A 21070-nucleotide genomic window follows, 5' to 3' on the forward strand; every position below is an offset into this window, starting at 1 on the left:
TAGTGACCGCTATTCTTCGGTCCTGATCAGCACTGTCTCACCGATCAGCAGGAACAGCAGGAACGGAGCCCAGGCCGCCACGAACGGCGGATAGCCACCGAAATTGCCCATGGCCAAGGCGGCATTGTCGAACACGAAGTAGGCGAAGCCCAACGCCATGCCGATCACCGCGCGGATCAACAGCTGGCCTGAGCGCGCCAGGCCGAACGCGGCGATCGCCCCCAGCAGCGGCATCAGCGCGGCGGAGAGCGGGCCGGAAAGTTTGTGCCACCAGGCCGCCTGAAGGTCCGTGGTGCGCCGGCCCGCCAGCGCCATCGCATCGATCGACTTGGTCAGCGTGAACAGACCCTCCCCATCGGCATCGACACCGCTGATCGCGATCCGTGCGGGTGTGATGCCCTTAGCGACAACGGCCGAACCCATGCGCTGCTGGGTGATCGTCTGCGCGTTGAATTCCACCGGGTTTTCCAGCCGCCAGCCCGGATTCGCGTAAGTGGCGCGCGGCGCCCGCAGCTGTTCCACGATCATGCCGTTGCCATCGCGCCTATAGTAGGTGACTTGCGTCATCACCATGGCGTTGCCCTCACCCGAGAGCGTTCCGGCCAACAGGATATCGCGCCCTTCCGCCAGGTAGAGGTTGTTGCGCGCGGTGGAGGTCTTGGGGATCGGGCCATAGTCCACCGCTTCCCAGGCGTTGAGCGCAGCGGTAGCGCGCGTCACCACACGTTCGTTGAACACGAAGCTGAGGCCGGAGATCGCAAGGGCGGCCGCCACCAGCGGGGCCAGCACCTGATGCGCCGAAAGCCCGGCGGCCTTCATTGAGATGACCTCGCTGTTCTGGTTCAACGTGGCGAGGGTGATGATCGTCGCCAGCAGGACCGAATAGGGCAGGAAGCGCGCCACCAGCTGCGGCAGCCGCATCGACACGTAATACAGCAGCTGCCCCTGGCCGTTGCCAGGGTAGGCCAGAATGTCGCCGCTCTCACCCAGCAGGTCCAGCATTTGCAGGACCAGCACCAGCATGAACAGCACGGCGAAGATCCGCGTCACGAACAGGCGTGCCAGGTAAATCGTCAGCGTGCGCGAGGGGAAGAATTCGAATTGCACGTCAGGCGCCCTCGCTCGGTTGCGCGCTGGTTTGCGGGCCAGGGTCCGGCAGCATGATCGGCCCCTTGCGATGGCGGCGCAGCAGCATCTTGAACCGCTTGGCCACGGTTTCGAAACCCTTCTCCAGCCAGCCGATCGCCTGTCCGCCGGGCACGTAAGCCACGCGGTAGTACATCCACAGGATCAGGGCGGCGAGCAGTAGAAACGGCCCCCACAGACCCAGCAGCGGGCTGACCTTGCCCAGTGCGGCCACATCGGCGGCATACTGGTTCACCTTGTGATAGGCGACCACCATCACGATCGACACGAACAGGCCGAGCGAAGAGGTGGACCGCTTGGGCGGGATCGCCAGCGACACCGCCAGAAGTGGCAGCAACAGCATCATCATCACTTCCACCATGCGGAAGTTGAAGTCCGCCTGGCTGGACACGCGCTGCGCTTTGGGCAGGCTCTTGTTCCAGCCGATCGAGAGCAGCTGCGGCAACAGGTATTCGCGCTGTTCACCATTGGCCCCGCGCGTGCGGAAGCGTTCGATGGCGGGCAGATCGATCGGCAGGTCATGCCGGGTAAAGCTGAGCACGCGGGGCAATTCGCCCGGGACGTCCTGGATGATCTGGCCTTCGGACAAGCGAAGAATGATCGTATCGGGCGCATTCCTCAGCGCCAGGAAACTGCCCTCCTTGGCGGAGATGGAAAGCACCTGCCCCTTTTTGTCCGCTACGCGCGCGAAGATGCCGATCAGACGGCGGCCATCGTCCTGGCTCTGTTCGATCCGCAAGGCGACGCGATCCTTGAGCGTGGTGAATTCACCCACCTTGATCGCCGCGCCCAGCGCGCCGGATTTCAGCTCGTAATCCAGCTGTTCGTAATAATATCGCGCCAACGGCTGCAGATAGCCCACGATCGTGAAGTTCAGCAGCGCCAACGTCAGCGCCAAGATATAGGGCACGCGCAGCAGGCGCGTGTAGCTGAGGCCCACCGCGCGCATCACGTCCAGCTCACTGGAAGTGGCCAGCTTGCGGAAGGCGAGCAGGATGCCCAGCATCAGTCCCAGCGGGATCGCAAGGCTTGCGTATTCCGGAAGCAGGTTGGCCAGCATCTTGAAGACGATGCCCACCGGGCCACCCGCCGCCGCCACGAAATCGAACAACCGCAGCATCTTGTCCAGCATCAGCAGCGAGGCCGCGAGCACGAACACGCCCAGCATGGGCATCAGCACAAGGCGCAGGATATAACGATCGATGGCGCTGAAGAATTTCACGAGAGGCTAAGATCACCGGATGGCTGGCCCACTGCCTTACCCGCTACCCGCGTTGCATGAAAGAGGCCGAATTGCGGCGGCTCTCACGGTTCGACACGCAAAAAGGCCCGGCGGTCTGGGGAACACCGCCGGGCCGGACCCACCGCGAAGGTGGGCTAAGCGTTAGCTACGCCGCTCTTAGCGGAGCAGCGACAGCACGTTCTGCTGGCTCTGGTTGGCCTGCGAGAGCATCGCCGACGAAGCCTGCGAGAGGATCTGCGACTTGGCGAGAGCGGTCGTTTCGGTCGAGTAGTCGGTGTCCTCGATGCGCGAGCGCGCGTCGGACAGGTTGGTAACCTTGCTGGTCAGGTTGTTGACGACCGAGTCGAGGCGGCTCTGGCCAGCGCCGATCGACGAACGCGTGGTGTTCACGTCCTTCAGAGCGGTGTCCAGCTTGGCGAGCGCCGAGGTCGCGCCGGCGGCGGTGCCGATGTCGATGCCACCGGTCGATTCGGCGGGCACGTAGATCTGGTCGTCGGCGGCCAGCGTCTTCTCGTTGCCGATGTCCGTGGTGGCCGCAGCCGTGCCGCCGAACTTCGCACCGTAGGCGACGTCTTCCGCGGTGACCTTGTGCTTGGTGCCGACCAGCGGATCACCTGCGAGGATCTTGTCGCCCAGCTTGGCGTCGGCGTTCGAGGTGGCGCCGGTCACCGCCGTCAGGTCCAGCTTGGTGATCTTCAATTCCATTGTGTCGGTCGAAGCCGAGCCGACCTGGATCGAAACCTTGTTGTCCTGCGCCGAGTCGAACAACTTTACGCCGTTGAAGTCAGTCTTGGCGATGTCGACCATCTGCTTCTGCAGTTCCTTGACTTCAACCTGCATGTTGGCGCGGTCGGTGTCCTGGTAGGTGCCCGAAGCGGACTGAACCGACAGCTCACGCATGCGCTGCAGGATGTTCGTCACTTCGCCCAGCGCGCCGTCGGCGGTCTGCGCCAGGGCGATGCCGTCGTTGGCGTTGCGAATCGCCTGGCTCATGCCCTTGATCGACGAGGTCATCGAAGTGGAGATGGCGAGGCCGGCGGCGTCGTCCTTGGCAGAGTTGATGCGCTTGCCGGTGGAGAGGCGCTCCATCGAGGTACCCAGCGACTTGTTGGCGCTGATCGAGGCATTGGCGGCCTTCATGGCCGAGATGTTGGTGTTGATGGCAACCATGTGTGTAACTCCCGAGTGGTCCCGAAATCCGTCAGCCCCACCAGCCCATCCGGCGCAGCTTCCAGCAACCAGAACGGGTGGCGGCAAATCGCTTTAAGGGACAAAAAATCTCGCCCCATCGTGCAAGAAGCCCTTAAACCCGTCGAAACTACGTATAAACCCTAGGACTTAAATTACCGATCCCTTTGACGTTTCAGGCGCATTTGAAGCCCAACGAAGCGTGGTTAATTTCCACTGGGGGTTGCGAAGAAAATGACCGTTCTGGGGCTCGGTGAAAATGTTGCGCGCAAGCATGGCCTGCTGGCCCAGCGCGCCGCCGCCGTCGCGGCGACATTGGTGGATGCCAGCCAGGTGAGCCTGCTGGACGCCGATGATGCCGCCTCCGCCACCGGATCGGGCCGCAAGGTTTTGCTGATGCGCGGCTCGCAAGCCATTGGCAGACAAGGCGCTGCCCGCACCGTCATCAGTTATGCCGACCCCGCCAGCGAATCGGCGCTGGCCATGACCTTGGCCGCGATGGCCGGCCCCGGCGAGCCGATCGCCGCCGATCCGGAAAGCCTGGCCGTGTTCGCGCTGGCCGATCGCCTGGCCGTCAGCGATATCCCCGTGTTGATTAACGGGCCCACCGGGACCGGCAAGGAAGTGCTCAGCCGCTTCATCCATGCCCGTTCCAAGCGCGCGGCCGGACCTTTCATCGCCGTTAACTGTGCCGCGATGCCCGAGCACATGCTGGAAGCGATGCTCTTCGGCCACCAGAAGGGCGCTTTCACCGGCGCGACTGGGGCGAGCGAGGGCTTCATGCGCGCCGCTGATGGCGGCACTCTTCTGTTGGACGAGATCGCCGAACTGCCCCTCTCCCTGCAGGCCAAGCTGCTGCGCGCCTTGCAGGAGCAGGAAGTGGTGCCGATCGGCGCGACCCGCCCGATCCCAATCGATATCCGCGTGATCGCCTGCGCCAACCGCGATCTGCCCACCGAAGTTGCCGAAGGCCGCTTTCGCGCCGACCTCTACTATCGCCTCAACGTATTCCCCCTCTCGCTGCGCCCCCTGCGGGAGCGTGCCGACGATATCGCCCCGCTGGCGTTCGGCATGGCGCTGCGCCACGCCTTCAACCCGGCGCGGGTGCCCTGTTTCAACGACGCGGCGCTGGCGATGCTGAAGATCCACGCCTGGCCCGGCAACGTACGCGAACTCGAGAACGTGGTGCGCCGCGCGCTGCTGCTGGCCGGTGACGCCACCACGATCACCCCCGATCACATCGTGTTCGACAGCCCCGCCCGCCTGATCGACGTGGCGATGGCACCGGCCGAGCCGATCGTCGTAGCCGAGCCAGCCGGCCGCAAGCTGTCCAGCGTGGTGCAGTTGTCCGAAGCACGCGCCATCATCGATACGCTGGAGGCCTGTGGCGGCAACCGTCTGCAAGCCGCCCGCGAACTCGGCATTTCCGAGCGCACCTTGCGCTATCGCCTGGCCTCCTTCCGTGATGCCGGCATCGAGATCGGCCGCATAGCCGCTGGTGGCCGTCGATGAGCGGCATCTCCGGCATCGGCGGCGGCGCAGCGGGCGTCCAGCAGATCATGGCGCTGCGCCAGCAGATCATGGACCGCTCGCAGACGCTGCAGCAGCTTCACGCGCCGCAAGGCACGCAAGCCGCCGCGCCGACCCAGCAGGCCCCGGCCAACAACTTTGCCGACGCGTTCAAGACCGCGCTTGACGGCGTCAACGCCACGCAAGTGAAGGCGGAGAACATCGCCGACGCCTATCAGCGCGGTGAAGTGACTGATGTCGCCAAGGTGATGCTGGCGCGCCAGGAAGCAGGTGTTGCGTTCGAAGCGACCCTGCAGGTGCGCAACAAGCTGCTCAGCGCCTACCAAGACATCATGCGGATGGGAGTGTGATAGATGGCTGATCTGGTTCCAGCCGCGGCCTCTCCTGGGGGCGCAGGCATATCTGGCACGTCGATCCTGACGCCGCTCACCGATCCGGCGGGCGGCTCCGTGCTGACTCGCATCAATGCCTTCAAGGCGCAGCCCGCCGTCAAGAAGATGCTGCCGTGGTTCCTGGGCGTCGCGGCCCTGGGCGGCGCGGCGCTGACTTGGTCCGCCGTGGCGCCCTCTGCCCAGCGCCCGCTTTACAGCTCGCTCAGCGACGGTGAGCGCGCCAGCGTGGTGGCCGCACTCGATACGGCAAACATCGGCTATCATATCGACAACTCCACCGGCGCGCTGACCGTGGACGAAGGCGATTTCTACAAGGCGCGGATGCTCGTCGCGTCCGATGGTGGCCTGGCCACGCCCGAGACCGGCGACCAGATGCTGGACAAGCTGCCGATGGGTGCCAGCCGCAACCTGGAGGGGGAACGCCTGCGCTCCGCCCGCGAGCGCGATCTGCAGCTTTCGATCATGGAGATCGATGGCGTCGATTCGGTCCGCGTCCATCTGGCCGAGGGTGAGAAGTCGGTCTTCGTGCGTGACAACGTGGCCCCTACCGCCTCGGTCATGGTGCGCCTGAAGTCCGGCCGCCAGCTGAGCGAGGGGCAAGTCACCGCGATCGTCAACCTCGTCGCCGGATCGGTGCCGGGTCTTTCGCCCGATTCGGTGCGCGTGGTCGATCAGCATGGTTCACTGCTTTCGTCCAAGGCCAGTGCCGAGGACGACCGGCTCGATATGCAAGCCCGCATGGAAGACAAGCTGCGCGCCCAGGTCTCCCAGATCCTGCGCCCCATGCTGGGCGACGGGAATTTCACCAGCGAGATCCAGGTCGAGCTGAACATGGACGATGTGACGTCCGCGCGGGAAAGCTACGACAAGGACGGCGTTGTCCGTTCCGAGACCCAGGAGCAATCGCAACAGACCGGTTCAGGCGGAGCGGCCGTCGGCATTCCCGGCGTCCTTTCCAACACGCCGCCGCCCGCCACGCAGGCCCAGAACGGCCCGCCGCAGGGCACGCAGGCTCCTTCCGCCGCGCCGGGCGCCACTCCGCCGGGTAACGGCGAATCCAGCTCCACCCGCACCTATGAGCTGGGCCGGGAGGTTTCCGTCTCCAACCAGCGCCCCGGCGGCATCAAGCGTGTCACCGTGGCCGTGGCGCTCAGCAAGGATGCGCTGAAGGGCGCGAAAGCCAAGGACATCGCCGATATCGAGGCGCTGGTCGGCGCGGCGGTGGGCGCGAACCCGCAGCGCGGCGATCAGGTCAAGGTCGTGATGCGCAGCTTCGAGCCGATCGACGTGACCCCGCCCGCGTTCTACGAGACGCCCTGGTTCGCCACGATCGTGCGCTATGGCGCGGCAGTAATCGCGGTGCTGCTGGTGATGCTGCTCGGCGTGCGCCCGCTGATCGCCGCCATGCGCGGTGACAAGAAGGGCAAGAAGGGCGAGGCCGCCGAAAGCGAAGCGGAGGCCGAGACCGCCAGCCAGCGCACGATCGCCGCGCTGGCATCCACCACCACGCGCGATGAGAACGGTGTCGATGTCGATATCTCGCGCGCCGAGCTCCTCGCCCGCCAGGTCGAACTGGCGCAGCGATTGGTAACCGAAAAGCACGGCAGCTCCGTCCAGGCGCTGCGCCAGATGCTGAACTCCCCACCACCCGCCGCCCCCCAAGCTGAGGCCGCCTGACATGAGCGCGCTTGCCAATCTCGATCCCGCCGGCAACGCCGCGGTCATGGTCATGCTGCTGCAGGATGATCAGGCCGCGCGCATCCTGTCAGAGCTTGAGCCGGAGGAATTGCGCCTGCTGGGCCAGAAGATGGTCGAACTGGGTGAGATCGGGCCTGAGATCATTGCCGGTGCCATCGCCGGCTTTGTTGAGAAGACCGAATCGCTGGGCCTGATGACGCACGATCGCGTCGGCCATGTGCGCAACGTGATGGGTCGCGCCGTGGGCGACGTGAAGGCCGAGAACCTGATGCGCCGCATCGCGCCCCAGGCCGCCTCCAAGGCCTCCACCATCGAACTGGCCCGCTGGCTTGAGCCTGAGGCGCTGGCCCCGCTGATCAAGGGCGAGCACCCGCAAATGATCGCGGTGCTGCTGGTTCAGCTCGATCCCGAAGTGGCCGCCGCCGTGCTGCACTCGCTCCCCGCCGCCGAGCAGAGCGAGATCGTCCATCGTATCGCCACGCTGGGCCCGGTCTCCGCCGAGGCGATCACGATCCTGGAAGAATTGCTGACCCGCCGCATCGGTGAGCGCCATGGTGCGGCTCCGCTGGCGATGGGCGGCATCAAGGAGGCCGCCGGCATCATCAACGGCGCGGGCAAGGCCGTGGAAGCGCGGATCATGCCCCAGATCGCCAAGATGGACAAAGTCCTGGCGCGCAAGATCGAGGAAGAGATGTTCAAGTTCGAGCACCTCTTCGTCCTCGATGCGCAATCGATGGGCGCGCTGCTGCGCGAGGTCGAGAGCGACGTCCTGATCGGCGCGCTCAAGGGCATTCCGGAAAGCGAGCGCGAAGTGTTCTTCCGCGCCATGTCCAGCCGCGCCGCCGATGGCGTGAAGGACGAAATCGCCGCGCGCGGCCGCACCAAGCTGGCCGAAGTGGTCGAGGCGCAAAAGGCCATCGTCGCCATTGCCCGCAGACTGGCGGCAGACGGCACGATCGCGTTCGGTTCGGCCAGCGGCGGCGACAGCGATTATGTCTGAGGGCTTCACCCGCCTTTCGCTCAGCCAGCTTTCGGGCGCGACGGGGTTTCGCACCGATGCCCGCTACGCCGAGTTCCCGATGGCATCCGCGCTGGAGCCGGACGCCGCGCCGGTCCGTCTGGAGCCCGAACCCGACCCGGTGGGAGAAGCGTTCGCCCAAGGCTACACCAAGGGCTACGAGGATGCGCGCGCCGAAGCCGAAGCCATGGCGCTGGCCGATGCCGTGGCCGGAGAAGGCCTGGCGCTGGCGTTCCGCCGCATAGACGAGGCGCTGGAAGAGCAATTGCGGGAGCGGCTGCGCGATACCGTGGCCGCGCTTTGCGAAGCCGCGATCGCACCCTTCGCGCTGGACGAGGAAGCGCTGATGCACCGCGTCACCCGCGCCGCCGCGATGCTGGCGCGAGCGGACGATGAACGCGTGATCCGCATGCACCCGCAGGACCTGCAACTGCTGGCCCCGCGCATCACCGCGGAGTGGAACGTGCAGGCGGACCCCACGCTGGAGCGTGGCGCGATCCGCGTCGAGGGCACTAACGGCGGCGTCGAGGACGGGCCTGCCACCTGGCGGCGCGCCATTGCCGAGGCATTGCACCAGTGCTGACCCTGTTCGACCCGCTGCTGCGGGACCTGGCCGCCGAACCGATCGACCTGTCCCCGCGCCGCTTCGGCCTGGTCGCCGCGTGCGATGGCGGACTGCTGGAAGTGAGCGGACTGTCCATTCCGGTCGGCGCGATGTGCCGCGTGGCGCACAAGCCCGGCACGACGCTGGCCGCCGAAGTGATCGGCTTCCGCAATGGCCGTACCTTGATGATGCTTTTGGGCGATTCGGTGATGCTGCGCCCCGGCGCGCGGGTCCATCCCGAAGGCAAACCCGGCATGCTGCCCGTCGGCGCGGCGTTCCTGGGCCGGGCGGTGGATGGCGAAGGCCTGCCGATCGATGGCGGACCACCGATCCATGCCCGCAGCGAATGGCCCTCGGGCGGGCTGCGCACCTCAGCGCTTGACCGCAGCCCCGTGCGTGAGACGTTCGATACCGGCGTGCGTTCGCTCAACGCGCTGACCACGTTCGGCATCGGCCAGCGCATCGGCGTGATGGCCGGTTCGGGCGTCGGCAAATCGGTGCTGATGGACATGATCGCGCGCGGCGCGGAAGCGGACATCATCGTCGTCGGCTTGATCGGCGAGCGCGCCCGCGAAGTGTCGGACTTCGTGGAACGACATATGCACGCCGAAAAGCGCGACCGCACCGTGGTCGTGGCCGTGCCCGCCGATCATGCTCCCAACTTGCGCCTGCGCGGCGCGATGCTGGCGACCTCCATGGCCGAGCATTTCCGGGCGCAGGGCAAGAAGGTGCTGCTGATCCTGGACAGCCTGACCCGCGTGGCCCACGCCGCGCGCGAAATAGGCCTGCTGCTGGGCGAACCTGGCGCGGCGCGCGGCTATCCGCCGTCCGCCTTGGCGACCATCACCAAGCTGGTGGAACGCGCTGGCAATTCTGCGGCAAGCGGCGGCTCGATCACCGGCCTCTACACGGTGCTGGCGGATGGCGACAACCAGGACGACCCCGTGGTGGATACCGCCCGCGCCATCCTGGATGGTCACGTCGTGCTCAATCGTGCCCTGGCGCAGCGCGGCCAGTATCCGGCGGTGGACATCGCCGCCTCGCTCAGCCGCGTGATGAACGATATCGTCAGTCCCGATCATCAGAAGTTGGCGCGTGAGTTCCGCGCCCTGACGGCCAGCTACGAAGCCAATCGCGACCTCGTGCTGATGGGCGCCTATCGCTCCGGAGCCGATCCGCAGCTCGACCGCGCTATCGCCATGCACGAATTGCTGACGGCGTTTCTCTGCCAGTTCGGCGGGGAGATCATCGATATCGACACCAGCGCCGCGCAATTGGCGGCACTGCTAGGCCCCTGATCGACGCTTATGCATCGTTTTTCCTATTCGTTAGGGCCGGATAGGCAGGCAACGCGATGAACGCGGAGCAGCGCGCGCGCCTTGTGCGACTGAATCGCCTGGAGAAAATCCGTGCGATCGCCAAGCAGACTGCCGCGCGCGAAGCCGCCGAGGCCGAAAGCACTCTGTCGCAGTTGCGCATGCTGAGTGACCGCACGGGCCGCCTTGCCGCCGATTACGGTGCGCGGCGCGGCGCGGTGGATGGCGCATCGCTGCAAACGCTCACCGGCTTCGTCAGCGGCCTGGGCAGCCTGACTCGAACCACCCAGGCCGACGCGCAACGCGCCGAAGCCATTGCCGACGCGAAGCTGCGCATGCTGGGCGAAGCCGAACGCCGCCGCGCCGCCGTAGAAGAGCGCGCCAAGCTGGAAGCCAAGCTGATCGCCCGTAGCGCGGAAACGACCGTGCTGGGCAGCCGCAAGCAAACTGGCACGGACCTTGAATAGCTGACTACGCATTTTACCGCGAAGGCTGGCCTGCTCCATGATCAACTTGTCCGCTTCTCTTCCCCATGCCCCGGCACTGCCGGGCGCGGTCCTGCCGGGTATGCCGGCTGCCGGGGCGGGCAGCGATGGACAGACGATTGATTTTGCGGCGCTTTTATCTGACGCAAATCCATCGGCCGCCCCTTCTCCAGAGACAGACCCGGCCCCAATCGTCACCGCTTTGCCCGGAGTGGATCGCGGCATGGCTGCGCCTCTGCAAGATCTGACAGTCCCGCCACCCGTACCGTCCACCGGCACGCCGGCAGCGCTGAGCGGCAATGACGCGGCGGCAAGCGGCAAGACTTTGCCGGACGGCAAGGTGCCGGGCCACCCGAAGGCGCGATCGACCAAACCAGCCTCCAGCGATACCCCTTCGCCGAACACACCAACGGACGCTGCGCCACAGACCTTACCGGCTGCTGCTGCCGTCGACCCAACTCTCCTTGCCATGGCGGTCATCGTGCCCGTCCAGCCCCAGCCGCGTCCGGAGAACCCCGAGCAGCAGCCCCCCGAGGCCACGGCTCAAACAACCCCGCCACAGCAGCAGGCCGCCACGCCGACCGCGCCTACCGCCCAGATCGCTGCGCAAGTGCTGGCGATGCTTCCCGGCGCGGCGAAGGCGCTGGCAGCCAACAAGCCTGATTCGGGTGACACCACCCCGGCCGATGCCAAGGCTCCGGCAAGCATCGAAGCACTCGCGTCTACCGAGGCCGCCGTTCCCGGCCAGCCACTGCGCACCGATCCGCAGGCCGTCTCCGCGCCAGACGCCCGCCTGCCCGGCGTTCCGGCAGCCCCCGTCATGGCATCGGCGCCACAAGCCGCCACGCAAGACATCGCCGCCCTGGTCGATCGCATTTCCGAAGCTCGCGCCGCCGCTGCGCCCGACACCGTGCGCGCCGCCCTGGTGCATCAGGATTTCGGCTCGGTATCGCTCAATATCCGCGCCGATGATTCGCACCTGCAAGTGACGCTGGGCAACGCCGACCCCGGCTTTGCTCCGGCAGTCCATGCCGCTGCCGCCGCATCGCTGGCCGGCCAAGCATTCAACGATGGCTCAGCGGACGATAGCCGCCGCGACTCGCAACACCAGCAACAGGGCTCCCAGCCGCAGCCGAACACCGCGCAGGACCCGCCCACATCGAACAACACCTCCTCCCAGCAGCAGCAGCAAGCGATGCGTGACAGGGCCGCGAGCGAGCGCGAAGCGCCAAGGCAGCACTTTGTTAACCATCTTCGCGGTAACGCTGGTGAGAAGACGTCCCCGACATCGGCGCGTGAGCGTCGCAGCGGCATTTACGCCTGAACCTTTTGAGGCCTCCAAGGTAGCAAGATGAGCGACGAGACCGAGAAAAAGCCCAAGAAGAAGGGCAAGGGCATCCTGATGAAGGTTGTCGGCGGCGTTGTCCTGCTGGGCGCGGGCGGCGGCGGCGTGTTCGGTCTGATGCAGGCGGGAATCATCGGCAGTCACGCCGAGGCCAAGGAAGACAACACGCCCAAATTGGTCCGCAAGGGCGACGAAGATCCCTATGCGCAGAAGAAGGAAGGCGAAGGCGAGGGCGGCGGTGAACCGGTCTATGGCGAGGGCGGCAGCGAGTATCGCACGTCCTACTATACCTTCGACGGCGATTTCACGTCCAACCTCAAGGGCTCCGACTCGCTGATCCAGGTGAGCCTGGCCGCCTCCACCCGGCGCGATGGCCGGGTGCTGATGTGGCTGAAAGAGCATGAGCTGGCGATTCGCTCCGCCATGCTGAACGTTCTTGCGGACACCTCGGAAGAGGAAGTTTCATCGATCGACGGCAAGGAGCGCCTGCAAAAGCGCCTGACCGCCTCGATCAACCACGTCCTTGAAGAGGAAGAAGGCTTCGGCGGTATCGACGATGTCTTCTTCCGCAGCTTCATCATCCAGTAGGCGGATCAGTGCGACCCGACCACTCCTTCATCGTCGACCGGGTAGCGGCGCAGCATTGCGCCGAGCTGCTTGGTCCGACCACGCCCAGCGTGGCGGAGCTGGCCCCCTCACTCGCACTGCTGTCCGGCCGCCTGGCCCTGGCCTTCGCCGGTGGCCTTGCACGTCTTTCCGGCACGGAAGAACCGTCCGTGCGCCCCGATGCGCCGCGGACCCTGCTCGCCAGTCAGTTGGGCCATGAAGCGCCCGATCTCGCCAGCTACGCGGTGCTGGGCATCGGGCCAGAACGCCATCAGGTGCTGCTGACATGCGCGGCCGATCCGGTGTTCCGCCTCGTCGATCGCGCTTTTGGCGGTCGTGGCGTGGTGCCCAAGCCGCTGCCGCAAAGCTTCCCGCTGTCGGCCGAACTGTTGGTGCAGCGCTTGGAGCAGACCCTGGCGGCCGCCTTGCAGGAAGCGCTGGGCGGTGCCCTGGCCGCTACGCCCTTGCAGCGTGATACGCGCTTGTCGCAGATCGCGCCGTTCACTCCGGACGAAACGGTGTTCGAACTGTCGATGGCGGTGGAAGAGCCCGGCTGCGAGCCGTGGGTTCTTTCGCTGACATTTCCGCAGGCGACGCTCGCCGCGCTGTTCGCCGGGCGGGAGCGCAAGTTGCCGAAGCTTTCGACGCCGCATTCGCCCGATCCGATGAGCGAGCCCTATGCCTCGCTACCGATCACGCTGAACGCCACGGTGGTGGACATGATGGTACCCTTCACGCGCCTTGCTGCCTTACAAGTGGGTGATGTGATCCCGGTCGCCATCGCCCGCCAGGTCCCTTTGAAGGCCGGCGAGCGCACGATCGCGGTGGGCTCCATCGGCGAGTTCGAGGACCGCGTCGCGATCCAGATCAACACCGCTTTTTAGTTTCGACACAACTGTTTTCGCCTGAACTGGGGAGTTCACCAATGTCCATTCACCCTCGCGGTTTCGACTTCCTGAAAGATGTCGACGTTCGCCTCTCGGTCGAGCTTGGCCGCACCGACATGAAGCTGAAGGACGTGCTCTCGCTCGGGCCGGAAAGCGTTGTCGTGCTGGATAAGCTGACCGACGAGCTGCTCGATGTGCTGGTCAACGGCAAGCCGATCGCCAAGGGTGAGATCGTGGCGCAGAACGGCCGCTTCGGCCTGCGCATCGTCGAACTTGCCGGCGAACAACAGAACGCCCCGGTCGCCGAAATCGCACCGGTGGACTTTGCGGCTCTTGGTGCCGGAAACCTGGGCTGATGCTTTGGTACATCCTCAAGCTGCTGATCATGCTGCCGCTGATCGGCCTGGCGATCTGGGGCTGCCTGAAGCTGGCGCAGAAGGTACAGGCCAAGACCGGCATGGGGGGCGGCGCGGGCAAGTCTGTACGAGTGATCGAGACGACCATGCTCTCCCCCACGCTGAAGCTGGCGGTGATCGAATTCCACGGGCGTGAGATCCTGGTCTCCGCCGGGCGCAACGGCCTGACGCGCCTGGCGGAAGCGCCTGCGCGGGCGCGGGAGATCGTGGAGTGAGCCTCGCGCGCATCATCACGCGCGGGTCGGCCATACTGGCCTGCGCGATCCTACTCCCCACGCAGGCCTTCGCCCAGGCCCAGGCCGCGGCACCCTCCGCCATTCCCGGCGCGCTGGATCGCGCGTTCGGCTCTATGGGCGGCACCGGCGGCCAGGGCATGACGCTGTCTTTGCAGCTCCTCATGATCATGGGGCTGCTGACGATCCTGCCCAGCCTGATCCTGATGATGACCAGCTTCACCCGCATTCTGGTGGTGCTGTCTATCCTGCGCCAGGCGCTGGGCCTGCAACAATCCCCGCCTAACCAGGTGCTGATCGGCCTTTCGCTGTTCCTGTCACTATTCGTGATGGCACCGACGCTGGAGCAGGTGAGCAACCGCGCGATCCAGCCCTACTCCGCCGGGACGATCAACTCCGAGCAGGCGATCCAGAACGCGGGCCAGGAATTCCACAAGTTCATGATTCGCCAGACGCGTGAGCGGGACTTGTCGATGTTCGCCGAGATGGCCAAAGCCCCCAAGTTCCAGAACACCGCCGACGTGCCGTTCTCGATCCTGCTGCCCGCCTTCGTCACCAGCGAATTGAAGACCGCGTTCCAGATCGGCTTCATGCTGTTCCTGCCGTTTCTCGTCATCGATCTCGTGGTCAGCTCGGTGCTGATGAGCCTGGGCATGATGATGATGAGCCCGATGATCGTCTCGCTGCCATTCAAGCTGCTGCTGTTTGTGCTGGTCGATGGCTGGGCGCTGTTGATGGGCTCGCTCGCCTCAAGCTTTGGTTAACCATTTTAGCCGAGGAGGGAAGCCATGGACGATATCACAGCGCCTCTCGCACTGGCTGACCAGATGCTCTGGACCACCGCCCTCGTCGCCGCGCCGATTCTGCTGGCCTCGCTAGCGGTCGGCCTCGTCGTCGGCGTCATCCAGGCGGCGACTTCGGTGAACGAGCAGACGCTGACGTTCGTGCCCAAGCTGGCCATCACCGCCCTGGTGCTGGTGATCATGGGCGGCTCGATGATGGCCCTGGTGGGAGACTTCACGCAGGACGTCTTCGCCCAGATCGCGACCATCTCGAAGTAGCGAAGGCGCACCGCCCGTGCTCCAGCTGGATTTCGGCTTCGGCCCGCTGGAAGCGGAATTCTGGCGTCTCGTCTTCGTCATGACCCGGGTGGGCGCGGCCATGGTCGCCGCCCCGCTGTTCGGCATGGCGGGCGTCCCCGCCCAGGCGCGCGTTATGGCGGCGGGGGCCGTCGCTGTGCTGATCTGCGCCTGGTCTCCAGTGACCGGCCCCGCGAACCTTCTGTCCGTCGCCGGGCTGGTGAGCGTCGCGGGTGAAGTCCTGGTCGGCGTGTCGCTCGGTTTCGTGCTGCAGTTCGCCTTCGCCGCCCCGATCATCGCCGCCGAGATGATCGGCGGAGCCATGGGTATGAGCGTCGCGACCGCCGTCGATCCCAATTCCGGCTCGCAATCACCCGCGTTGGGGCAGTACTTCACCGTCGTCGTCACGCTGATTTTCCTGGCGCTGGGCGGCCACTTGCAGTGGATCGCGCTGGTGATCGACAGCTACCGCGTATTCCCGCCCGGCGAAACCTGGCTGGGGCAGGAGCGTTTCGCCGAGATCGCCGGGTTTGCAGGCACGATGTTCGTCACCGCCGTCGCCATCGCCCTGCCGGTGTCGCTGGTGCTGCTGGTGGTGCAAGTCGTCACCGGCGTGCTGAGCCGTTCCGCACCTGCACTGAACCTGTTCTCGCTTGGTCTTCCCGCGGGCGTGCTGGCGGGGATCGCCGGGTTGCTCGTCGCTGCGCCGGTGCTGACCGACCAAGCAACGCTGCTGACCGCAGATGCCCTCGCCGCCGTAGCAAAGGTCCTCGAGCGGTGAGCGAGGACGCCGGCGAAAAAACCTTTGCCCCATCCGCCAAGCGCTTGCGCGATGCCGCCCAGAAGGGCGATGTCCTGCGCTCACGCGAGCTGGCCACGGCAGGCGCAACCCTGGTCGCCGCTGCATGGCTGATGATGGCCGGGCCCTGGGTGCTGGGCCTGCTGGCCGAGGCCGTTCGCTCCGGCTTCACCTGGGACCGCGCTTCGCTGGAGAATTTCTCGCCCGGCCAGTTGCTCATCAACACCACGCTGGCGGTGTTGCCGCCGATCGCGGTGCTGGGCGTAGCCGTGATCATCGTCAGCGTCGCCTCTCAGCTTGGCCCCGGCGGGGAAGGCCGCTGGATCGGCGGCAACCTCGCGCCCAAGGCTTCGCGCATCAATCCGATGTCCGGCCTGAAGCGTATGTTTGGCGCGAACGGCTGGATCGAGATGGGCAAGGGCCTGGCCAAAGTCGCCCTCCTGGGCACGATCGCCTACAGCTGGGGCAAGAGCAACATACCCCAGCTAAGCCGCCTGGGTCGTGGCGACATGGTCGAGCAGCTCGCCTACGGCTGGCACCAGATCGTGATGCTGCTGTTCGTATTGTCCGGCGGCCTGGTCGTGATCGCCTTCATCGATTTTCCGGTGCAGTGGGTGCGCCGCAATTTCCGGCTCAAGATGTCGATGCAGGAAATGCGTGACGAGCATAAGGAAGCCGAAGGCGCGCCCGAGAAGAAGGCCGCGCAAAAGGAACGCCAACGCAAGATCGCGATGGGCGGCCTGATCCCGGCGGTGAAGGACGCGCAGTTCATCCTCACCAACCCGACGCACTTCTCCGTCGCGCTGTCTTACGACCCGGACAAGGCCTCTGCTCCGATCGTGCTGGCCAAGGGCCGTGGCGACAAGGCGCTGGCGATGCGCGAACTGGCGGCGGAGTATCAGGTTCCGGTGCTGGAATATCCCGCCCTCGCCCGCTCGGTATATTACACCACGCGGGAACGGCAGGTGATCCGCGAGGAGCTTTACGTCGCCGTCGCCGCGATCCTGGCCTTCGTCTTCGCCCTGAAGCGCGGCGAGCATCCCGCGCGGCCGGACGTCAACGTGCCGCTGACATTGCGTTTCGACACCGATGGTCGCCTCGATCCATCGATAACCGCTTAAGCTGCGCGCCCCGGAACCGTTCTACCAACCATGACGACGACCAGTTCTGCCACTGCGACACCGACGCCAACGCCGAGCGCGACGCAGAACCTTGTCGCCAGCCTGGGCAGCGGCAGCGGCATCGACATGCAGGCGCTGGCGACCAACCTCGCCAACGCGCAGTTCGCCTCGCAGATAGACCGGCTGAAAAACAAGTCGGACACGCTGACCACCCAGGTCTCTTCGGCGTCCAACATCAAGTCGATGCTGCTCAGCTTCTCCACGTCGCTCGGGGACATGGTGCGCAACGGCAGCTTGTCACCACAACCGCAATTCAGCACCAGCGGCATCGCCACCGGCACGCTCTCCGGCTCTCGCCAGCCATCGGGTAACTATTCGCTGGAAGTGATGGCTCTGGCCAAGAGCCAGACCCTGGCGAGCGCCGCCTACACCGGCAGCACCGCGATGACCGATGCGGTGGGCCCCGGTACGCTGACCTTCAAGTTCGGCACGACCACGCCCGCATCCACGGATGCCAACGGCGATCCTGTCGCAGCCGGTTTCGCCGAAGACAGCAGCCACGCCGCCGCCAGCATCACCATCGCCGCCGGGGCCACGCTCAATGACGTGGCCAATGCGATCAACGCCAAGAACGCCGGTGTCACAGCGTATGTCGCGCAGACCAGCGCCGGTGCGCAACTGGTGTTCAAGGGACAGGAAGGCGCGGCCAACGGCTTCGTGATCGAGACCAGCTCTGACAGCAGCACCGCGCTCTCCAAGCTGGCCTGGAAACCCGCCGACACGACTGGGCAGCTGATCGCGAGCTCAGGCGATGCCAGCTTCAAGGTGGACGGCCTGGCCCGCACCGCCAATTCCAACACCATCGCCGAGGCAATTCCCGGCGTCACGCTAAAGCTGGCGGCCACCAACGTCGACAAGCCCACCACCGTCACCTTCAGCGACACGTCATCGGCGCTAAGCACGACGATGACGGACCTTACCAATGCACTGAACGAGATCGCTTCCGCGCTTAATGCCGCGACTGATCCCAAGACCGGGGACTTGCGCTCGGACAGCGGCGCGCGCGCGCTCAAGTCGGCGCTCAGCCAGTTCGCCGGGTCCACCGTGGTTCCTGGTGCGACGGGCGCTGCGCGCACGCTGGCGGATCTGGGGCTGTCCACCCAGCGCGACGGCACGTTCACGCTGGACAGCAATCGCCTGAAAGCCACGCTGGCCAAGGACCCGCAGGGCGTGGCGGCGATGTTCACGAACGGCCTGTACGGCGTCTATTCGAACGTCGACAAACTCTATCGCAACTCCACATCGGCCAGCAATCCGGGGTCACTGGGCGGCTCGATCGCCCGGTTCAACAAGCAGCTGACACAGGCCAAGGAAGACCAGAACACCTTGTCGACCAAGCAGGAGAAGCTGCGCGCCACGCTGAACGCACGCTTCGCCGTTACCGACAGCCGCATATCGTCGTCCAAGTCCACGCTCTCGTTCCTCCAGGGTCAGATCGACGCCTGGAACAAGTCGGATCGCTGAGATGCTGGCGCTTCGCTCTCCGCAAGAGGCCTATCGCCGCGTCGAGTTCGATGCGCGCGTGGCCGCTTCGCGTCCCGCCGACCTGGTGCATCTGTGCATCGAACACCTTATCGGCGCGCTTGGCACCGCTGTCCACGCCGCCGCCGCGGGCGACAACCAGCTGAAGAGCAAATCGCTCACCACCGCATTGACCGCGGTGACGGCGCTGCAACTGGGTGTCAGCGGCGAAGACGGCGTCGCCGGCGCGCTGCGGCACATGTACGAAGCCGCGCGCCGCACCATCCTGGACAGCGCGATGCAGTTTGATTCGCGCCGTATTGATACTTTGCGGACCGACTTTCTGGAGATCGGCGCTGCGCTGCGCGGCAGCTGAGATATTAATCTCCCGATTCGGTTTTTACGCAGGCGTTGTTATTGGTACCGAACGGTCGAAACACGCCTGACGTAGGTCGGAAACGGACGTGACTTGCCCCCACGCCACGCGCTTTTGCGCGAATGTCGCCTCTAGGCACAAACCAATAGGGGCATCCTGGTGGAGCACGTTTCCAACCTGATACTGATAGACAGCGACTCCCGCCGGCGCGCTTCGATCAGCCATGCGCTGGCGGCGAGCAGTATCCACGTCGAACCTTTCGAGAATATCGACGAACTCGCCAACGCCTGGCCGCGATCGGGCGTGATCATGATCCATGATGAGGCGGGCAGCATTCCAGACCTGATCGAAAAGATGGCGGCGGACGGGGAATGGTACCCGATCATCGCCTTCAGCGAATACCTCGCGCCGCGCCGGATCGTGGAAGCCGTCCTGGACGGCGCGATTGACTATGTGGCTTGGCCGCTGGATTCGGAAGAACTGAACGAGGCTCTGGCTCGCGCCGTCGACAAGTCGGACGCCAGCGGTAGCACCAAGCTGCGCGAAGTCATGGCGCGCTCTCGCCTTGACCGGCTGACCAAGCGCGAGCGCGAGGTTCTGGATGGCGTGGCCAGCGGCCTCTCCAATCGCCTCATCGGAGAGAAACTAGCGATCAGCCCGCGCACCGTTGAAATCCATCGCGCCAACATGCTGAACAAGCTGGGTGCCAACCACACGTCTGAAGCCATCCGCATCGCCATCGAAGCCGCGATGGTGAACTGAGAGACGCGGCCCGGCCCTTGCCGATGCGTCGGGCCGTGGTCGCGATGCCGCAGCAGCAAGCACCTTCGGCCCCGGCTTCGCTCACGCGAGCGAGGAACGCAGTCTAAGCACAAATCAAACAGGGAAAGTGGTGGGCGGTGAGGGGCTCGAACCCCCGACCCTCTCGGTGTAAACGAGATGCTCTACCAACTGAGCTAACCGCCCGGCGCGGCTCTGAGAGCCGCTGACCGGATTGCGCTATGACGCTGCCGAGCCGCCTGGTCAACCGAGCAATCCCACGCGATCGGTTCAGATCGGTCCTGCGGTGGTACCAACCTCCACGAAATAACGCGCCATCGCGTCGGCGCAGCTGTCGCTGAGTTCGATGAAGGCACGGCGGCGGTCGGTCTGATCGCCGACACGGACGAACTGCCCTTGCTCCACCATCTGGCCGATCCAGCGCAGCGCCGTCGTCGGCGGGACGCCCGAGGCGATGCACAGCGAGGTGACGGATACCCGGCGATGCTCGGCCCGTGCGGCCGTCAAGTCCAGCAGCATGTCCCACGCCGGATCGCCAAAGAGCTGCCCGTCAAAATGACGCGCGCGCAACTGGCGATGGCGGATGATCCGGCGCACCAGGCGGGGATCGGGCAGCGCCGGCTTGGTGAGCCGCATGGCGCCGCCCTCCTGCGGCGGGCTTAGCACACGATCGGGCTTTGCGGCGGAGGCCGGGGCAGCATCCGGAGCGCGTTGTTCAGGGGCAAGTCGCTCGATCCGACCGGCGATCTGGCCGACCTGCTCGGTCAGACGCATCAGCAGATGCCGTTCATCCTCCGACAGTTCACGCAGTCTCGCGGAGGGGAACTGCGCCAGCACATGCCCCAAGGCGATCACTCGATCGGCCCGATCCGGATCGACGAGAATCTGCGCCCCGCTCTGGTCCAGGCAGCCGAACACATCCTCCAGCGCCTCCACGGTTGTGGAAACGATCAGTTTCGCCCCCGTCTGTGCGGCTCTCTGATCGAGCCGGGTAAGCGCCGCGAGCGTCACGCCATCGGCGATCGGGCAATCCACCAGCACGACATCGCCGAGCGGACGCGCATCGCCGCCAATCAGCGCATCCAGGTCCGACACGACGCTGATGCGCAGGCCCGCCGCCTGCGCATCCTCGTTCAGGATACCGCGGATGCGCGATCGATCGGCATAGATCGACAAACTAAGCGGCAGGCCGGCAGGGCTATCCCCTGTGGCGGCATAGCTCCAATCCTGCGGTTGACGGCTGACCACAGCTTGCGATGACATCATGACGTCTTCCCGTACCTGCTG

Annotated in this window: 23 protein-coding genes and 1 tRNA gene; 19 read left to right on the forward strand and 5 right to left on the reverse strand. The window is 65.5% G+C overall.

The features are described from left to right. Window positions 1-9: 9 nt before the first annotated feature. The 3 genes from lptG to GGR39_RS00830 form a co-directional block, all read right to left on the reverse strand. A complete protein-coding gene (lptG, locus tag GGR39_RS00820; protein ID WP_183615480.1) occupies window positions 10-1107 on the reverse strand; it encodes an LPS export ABC transporter permease LptG in 1098 nt (365 codons plus the stop codon). Window position 1108: 1 nt separating this feature from the next. Then, window positions 1109-2368: an LptF/LptG family permease gene (locus GGR39_RS00825; protein WP_183615481.1), complete on the reverse strand. Its 1260-nt coding sequence runs from the start codon at window positions 2366-2368 to the stop codon at window positions 1109-1111. Window positions 2369-2545: 177 nt separating this feature from the next. Next, window positions 2546-3559 carry a flagellin N-terminal helical domain-containing protein gene (locus GGR39_RS00830; RefSeq protein ID WP_183615482.1) on the reverse strand — a complete coding sequence of 338 codons (1014 nt, stop codon included), beginning with the start codon at window positions 3557-3559 and terminating at the stop codon, window positions 2546-2548. 252 nt (window positions 3560-3811) lie between these two features. Between GGR39_RS00830 and GGR39_RS00835 the strand changes: the two genes are divergently transcribed. The 19 genes from GGR39_RS00835 to GGR39_RS00925 all read left to right on the forward strand — a co-directional run bounded on the left by GGR39_RS00835 (window position 3812) and on the right by GGR39_RS00925 (window position 19765). Next, window positions 3812-5089: a sigma-54 interaction domain-containing protein gene (locus GGR39_RS00835; protein ID WP_183615483.1), complete on the forward strand. Its 1278-nt coding sequence runs from the start codon at window positions 3812-3814 to the stop codon at window positions 5087-5089. After that, window positions 5086-5457 (forward strand): flagellar hook-basal body complex protein FliE, encoded by a 372-nt coding sequence (gene fliE, locus GGR39_RS00840; RefSeq protein WP_183615484.1) that lies wholly within the window; start codon window positions 5086-5088, stop codon window positions 5455-5457. Before GGR39_RS00835 ends, fliE begins: the two co-directional genes overlap by 4 nt. Window positions 5458-5460: 3 nt before the next feature. Continuing rightward, a complete protein-coding gene (gene fliF, locus GGR39_RS00845) occupies window positions 5461-7176 on the forward strand; it encodes a flagellar basal-body MS-ring/collar protein FliF (RefSeq protein WP_183615485.1) in 1716 nt (571 codons plus the stop codon). Window position 7177: 1 nt separating this feature from the next. Continuing rightward, window positions 7178-8197 carry a flagellar motor switch protein FliG gene (fliG, locus tag GGR39_RS00850; RefSeq protein WP_183615486.1) on the forward strand — a complete coding sequence of 340 codons (1020 nt, stop codon included), beginning with the start codon at window positions 7178-7180 and terminating at the stop codon, window positions 8195-8197. After that, a complete protein-coding gene (locus GGR39_RS00855) occupies window positions 8190-8798 on the forward strand; it encodes a FliH/SctL family protein (protein WP_058736222.1) in 609 nt (202 codons plus the stop codon). The genes fliG and GGR39_RS00855 overlap by 8 nt, the downstream gene beginning before the upstream one ends. Then, the gene (locus tag GGR39_RS00860; protein WP_058736223.1) at window positions 8792-10117 is read left to right on the forward strand and encodes a FliI/YscN family ATPase; all 1326 of its coding nucleotides are present in this window, start codon (window positions 8792-8794) and stop codon (window positions 10115-10117) included. Before GGR39_RS00855 ends, GGR39_RS00860 begins: the two co-directional genes overlap by 7 nt. A gap of 56 nt (window positions 10118-10173) precedes the next feature. Further along, a complete protein-coding gene (locus GGR39_RS00865; protein ID WP_058736224.1) occupies window positions 10174-10602 on the forward strand; it encodes a hypothetical protein in 429 nt (142 codons plus the stop codon). 241 nt (window positions 10603-10843) lie between these two features. Continuing rightward, a complete protein-coding gene (locus GGR39_RS00870) occupies window positions 10844-11944 on the forward strand; it encodes a hypothetical protein (RefSeq protein ID WP_221225891.1) in 1101 nt (366 codons plus the stop codon). 27 nt (window positions 11945-11971) lie between these two features. After that, window positions 11972-12553, forward strand: coding sequence for a flagellar basal body-associated FliL family protein (locus GGR39_RS00875; protein WP_183615488.1), 582 nt, complete (start codon window positions 11972-11974; stop codon window positions 12551-12553). Between the two features lie 8 nt (window positions 12554-12561). After that, window positions 12562-13455, forward strand: coding sequence for a FliM/FliN family flagellar motor switch protein (locus tag GGR39_RS00880; protein ID WP_288485619.1), 894 nt, complete (start codon window positions 12562-12564; stop codon window positions 13453-13455). Window positions 13456-13496: 41 nt separating this feature from the next. Then, window positions 13497-13814: a flagellar motor switch protein FliN gene (gene fliN, locus GGR39_RS00885; RefSeq protein WP_058736227.1), complete on the forward strand. Its 318-nt coding sequence runs from the start codon at window positions 13497-13499 to the stop codon at window positions 13812-13814. Next, the gene (locus GGR39_RS00890; RefSeq protein ID WP_183615489.1) at window positions 13814-14089 is read left to right on the forward strand and encodes a flagellar biosynthetic protein FliO; all 276 of its coding nucleotides are present in this window, start codon (window positions 13814-13816) and stop codon (window positions 14087-14089) included. Before fliN ends, GGR39_RS00890 begins: the two co-directional genes overlap by 1 nt. Window positions 14090-14136: 47 nt before the next feature. Beyond that, entirely contained in the window at window positions 14137-14871 is a 735-nt protein-coding gene (fliP, locus tag GGR39_RS00895) for a flagellar type III secretion system pore protein FliP (protein ID WP_242867112.1), read from the forward strand. A 24-nt stretch (window positions 14872-14895) separates the two neighbouring features. Further along, window positions 14896-15168, forward strand: coding sequence for a flagellar biosynthetic protein FliQ (locus tag GGR39_RS00900; protein WP_058736229.1), 273 nt, complete (start codon window positions 14896-14898; stop codon window positions 15166-15168). Window positions 15169-15184: 16 nt separating this feature from the next. Then, window positions 15185-15967, forward strand: coding sequence for a flagellar biosynthetic protein FliR (gene fliR / locus GGR39_RS00905; RefSeq protein WP_058736230.1), 783 nt, complete (start codon window positions 15185-15187; stop codon window positions 15965-15967). Then, a complete protein-coding gene (locus tag GGR39_RS00910; RefSeq protein WP_183615490.1) occupies window positions 15964-17106 on the forward strand; it encodes an EscU/YscU/HrcU family type III secretion system export apparatus switch protein in 1143 nt (380 codons plus the stop codon). Before fliR ends, GGR39_RS00910 begins: the two co-directional genes overlap by 4 nt. A 30-nt stretch (window positions 17107-17136) precedes the next feature. Further along, on the forward strand, window positions 17137-18630 hold the full coding sequence (gene fliD, locus GGR39_RS00915; protein ID WP_183615491.1) for a flagellar filament capping protein FliD: 1494 nt from the start codon (window positions 17137-17139) through the stop codon (window positions 18628-18630). A gap of 1 nt (window position 18631) precedes the next feature. Beyond that, entirely contained in the window at window positions 18632-19003 is a 372-nt protein-coding gene (locus tag GGR39_RS00920; RefSeq protein ID WP_058736233.1) for a flagellar protein FliS, read from the forward strand. Between the two features lie 159 nt (window positions 19004-19162). Next, a complete protein-coding gene (locus GGR39_RS00925) occupies window positions 19163-19765 on the forward strand; it encodes a LuxR C-terminal-related transcriptional regulator (protein WP_183615492.1) in 603 nt (200 codons plus the stop codon). A gap of 128 nt (window positions 19766-19893) precedes the next feature. Here the strand turns inward: GGR39_RS00925 and GGR39_RS00930 are convergent. Both GGR39_RS00930 and GGR39_RS00935 read right to left on the reverse strand, forming a co-directional pair. Next, window positions 19894-19969 (reverse strand) — tRNA-Val (locus GGR39_RS00930). An 84-nt stretch (window positions 19970-20053) separates the two neighbouring features. Beyond that, a complete protein-coding gene (locus GGR39_RS00935; protein ID WP_183615493.1) occupies window positions 20054-21046 on the reverse strand; it encodes a helix-turn-helix domain-containing protein in 993 nt (330 codons plus the stop codon). Between the last annotated feature and the right edge of the window lie 24 nt (window positions 21047-21070).

Source organism: Novosphingobium fluoreni, from assembly GCF_014196615.1.
Classification (GTDB): domain Bacteria; phylum Pseudomonadota; class Alphaproteobacteria; order Sphingomonadales; family Sphingomonadaceae; genus Novosphingobium; species Novosphingobium fluoreni.

Coding starts and splice junctions, on each gene's coding strand:
- GGR39_RS00890 (WP_183615489.1), top strand. CDS start 13,814: ATGCTTTGGTACATCCTCAAGCTGCTGATCATGCTGCCGCTGATCGGC.
- GGR39_RS00875 (WP_183615488.1), top strand. CDS start 11,972: ATGAGCGACGAGACCGAGAAAAAGCCCAAGAAGAAGGGCAAGGGCATC.
- GGR39_RS00900 (WP_058736229.1), top strand. CDS start 14,896: ATGGACGATATCACAGCGCCTCTCGCACTGGCTGACCAGATGCTCTGG.
- GGR39_RS00935 (WP_183615493.1), bottom strand. CDS start 21,046: ATGTCATCGCAAGCTGTGGTCAGCCGTCAACCGCAGGATTGGAGCTAT.
- fliF (WP_183615485.1), top strand. CDS start 5,461: ATGGCTGATCTGGTTCCAGCCGCGGCCTCTCCTGGGGGCGCAGGCATA.
- fliN (WP_058736227.1), top strand. CDS start 13,497: ATGTCCATTCACCCTCGCGGTTTCGACTTCCTGAAAGATGTCGACGTT.
- GGR39_RS00865 (WP_058736224.1), top strand. CDS start 10,174: ATGAACGCGGAGCAGCGCGCGCGCCTTGTGCGACTGAATCGCCTGGAG.
- GGR39_RS00835 (WP_183615483.1), top strand. CDS start 3,812: ATGACCGTTCTGGGGCTCGGTGAAAATGTTGCGCGCAAGCATGGCCTG.
- GGR39_RS00920 (WP_058736233.1), top strand. CDS start 18,632: ATGCTGGCGCTTCGCTCTCCGCAAGAGGCCTATCGCCGCGTCGAGTTC.
- fliG (WP_183615486.1), top strand. CDS start 7,178: ATGAGCGCGCTTGCCAATCTCGATCCCGCCGGCAACGCCGCGGTCATG.
- fliD (WP_183615491.1), top strand. CDS start 17,137: ATGACGACGACCAGTTCTGCCACTGCGACACCGACGCCAACGCCGAGC.
- fliE (WP_183615484.1), top strand. CDS start 5,086: ATGAGCGGCATCTCCGGCATCGGCGGCGGCGCAGCGGGCGTCCAGCAG.
- GGR39_RS00855 (WP_058736222.1), top strand. CDS start 8,190: ATGTCTGAGGGCTTCACCCGCCTTTCGCTCAGCCAGCTTTCGGGCGCG.
- GGR39_RS00830 (WP_183615482.1), bottom strand. CDS start 3,559: ATGGTTGCCATCAACACCAACATCTCGGCCATGAAGGCCGCCAATGCC.
- GGR39_RS00870 (WP_221225891.1), top strand. CDS start 10,844: ATGGCTGCGCCTCTGCAAGATCTGACAGTCCCGCCACCCGTACCGTCC.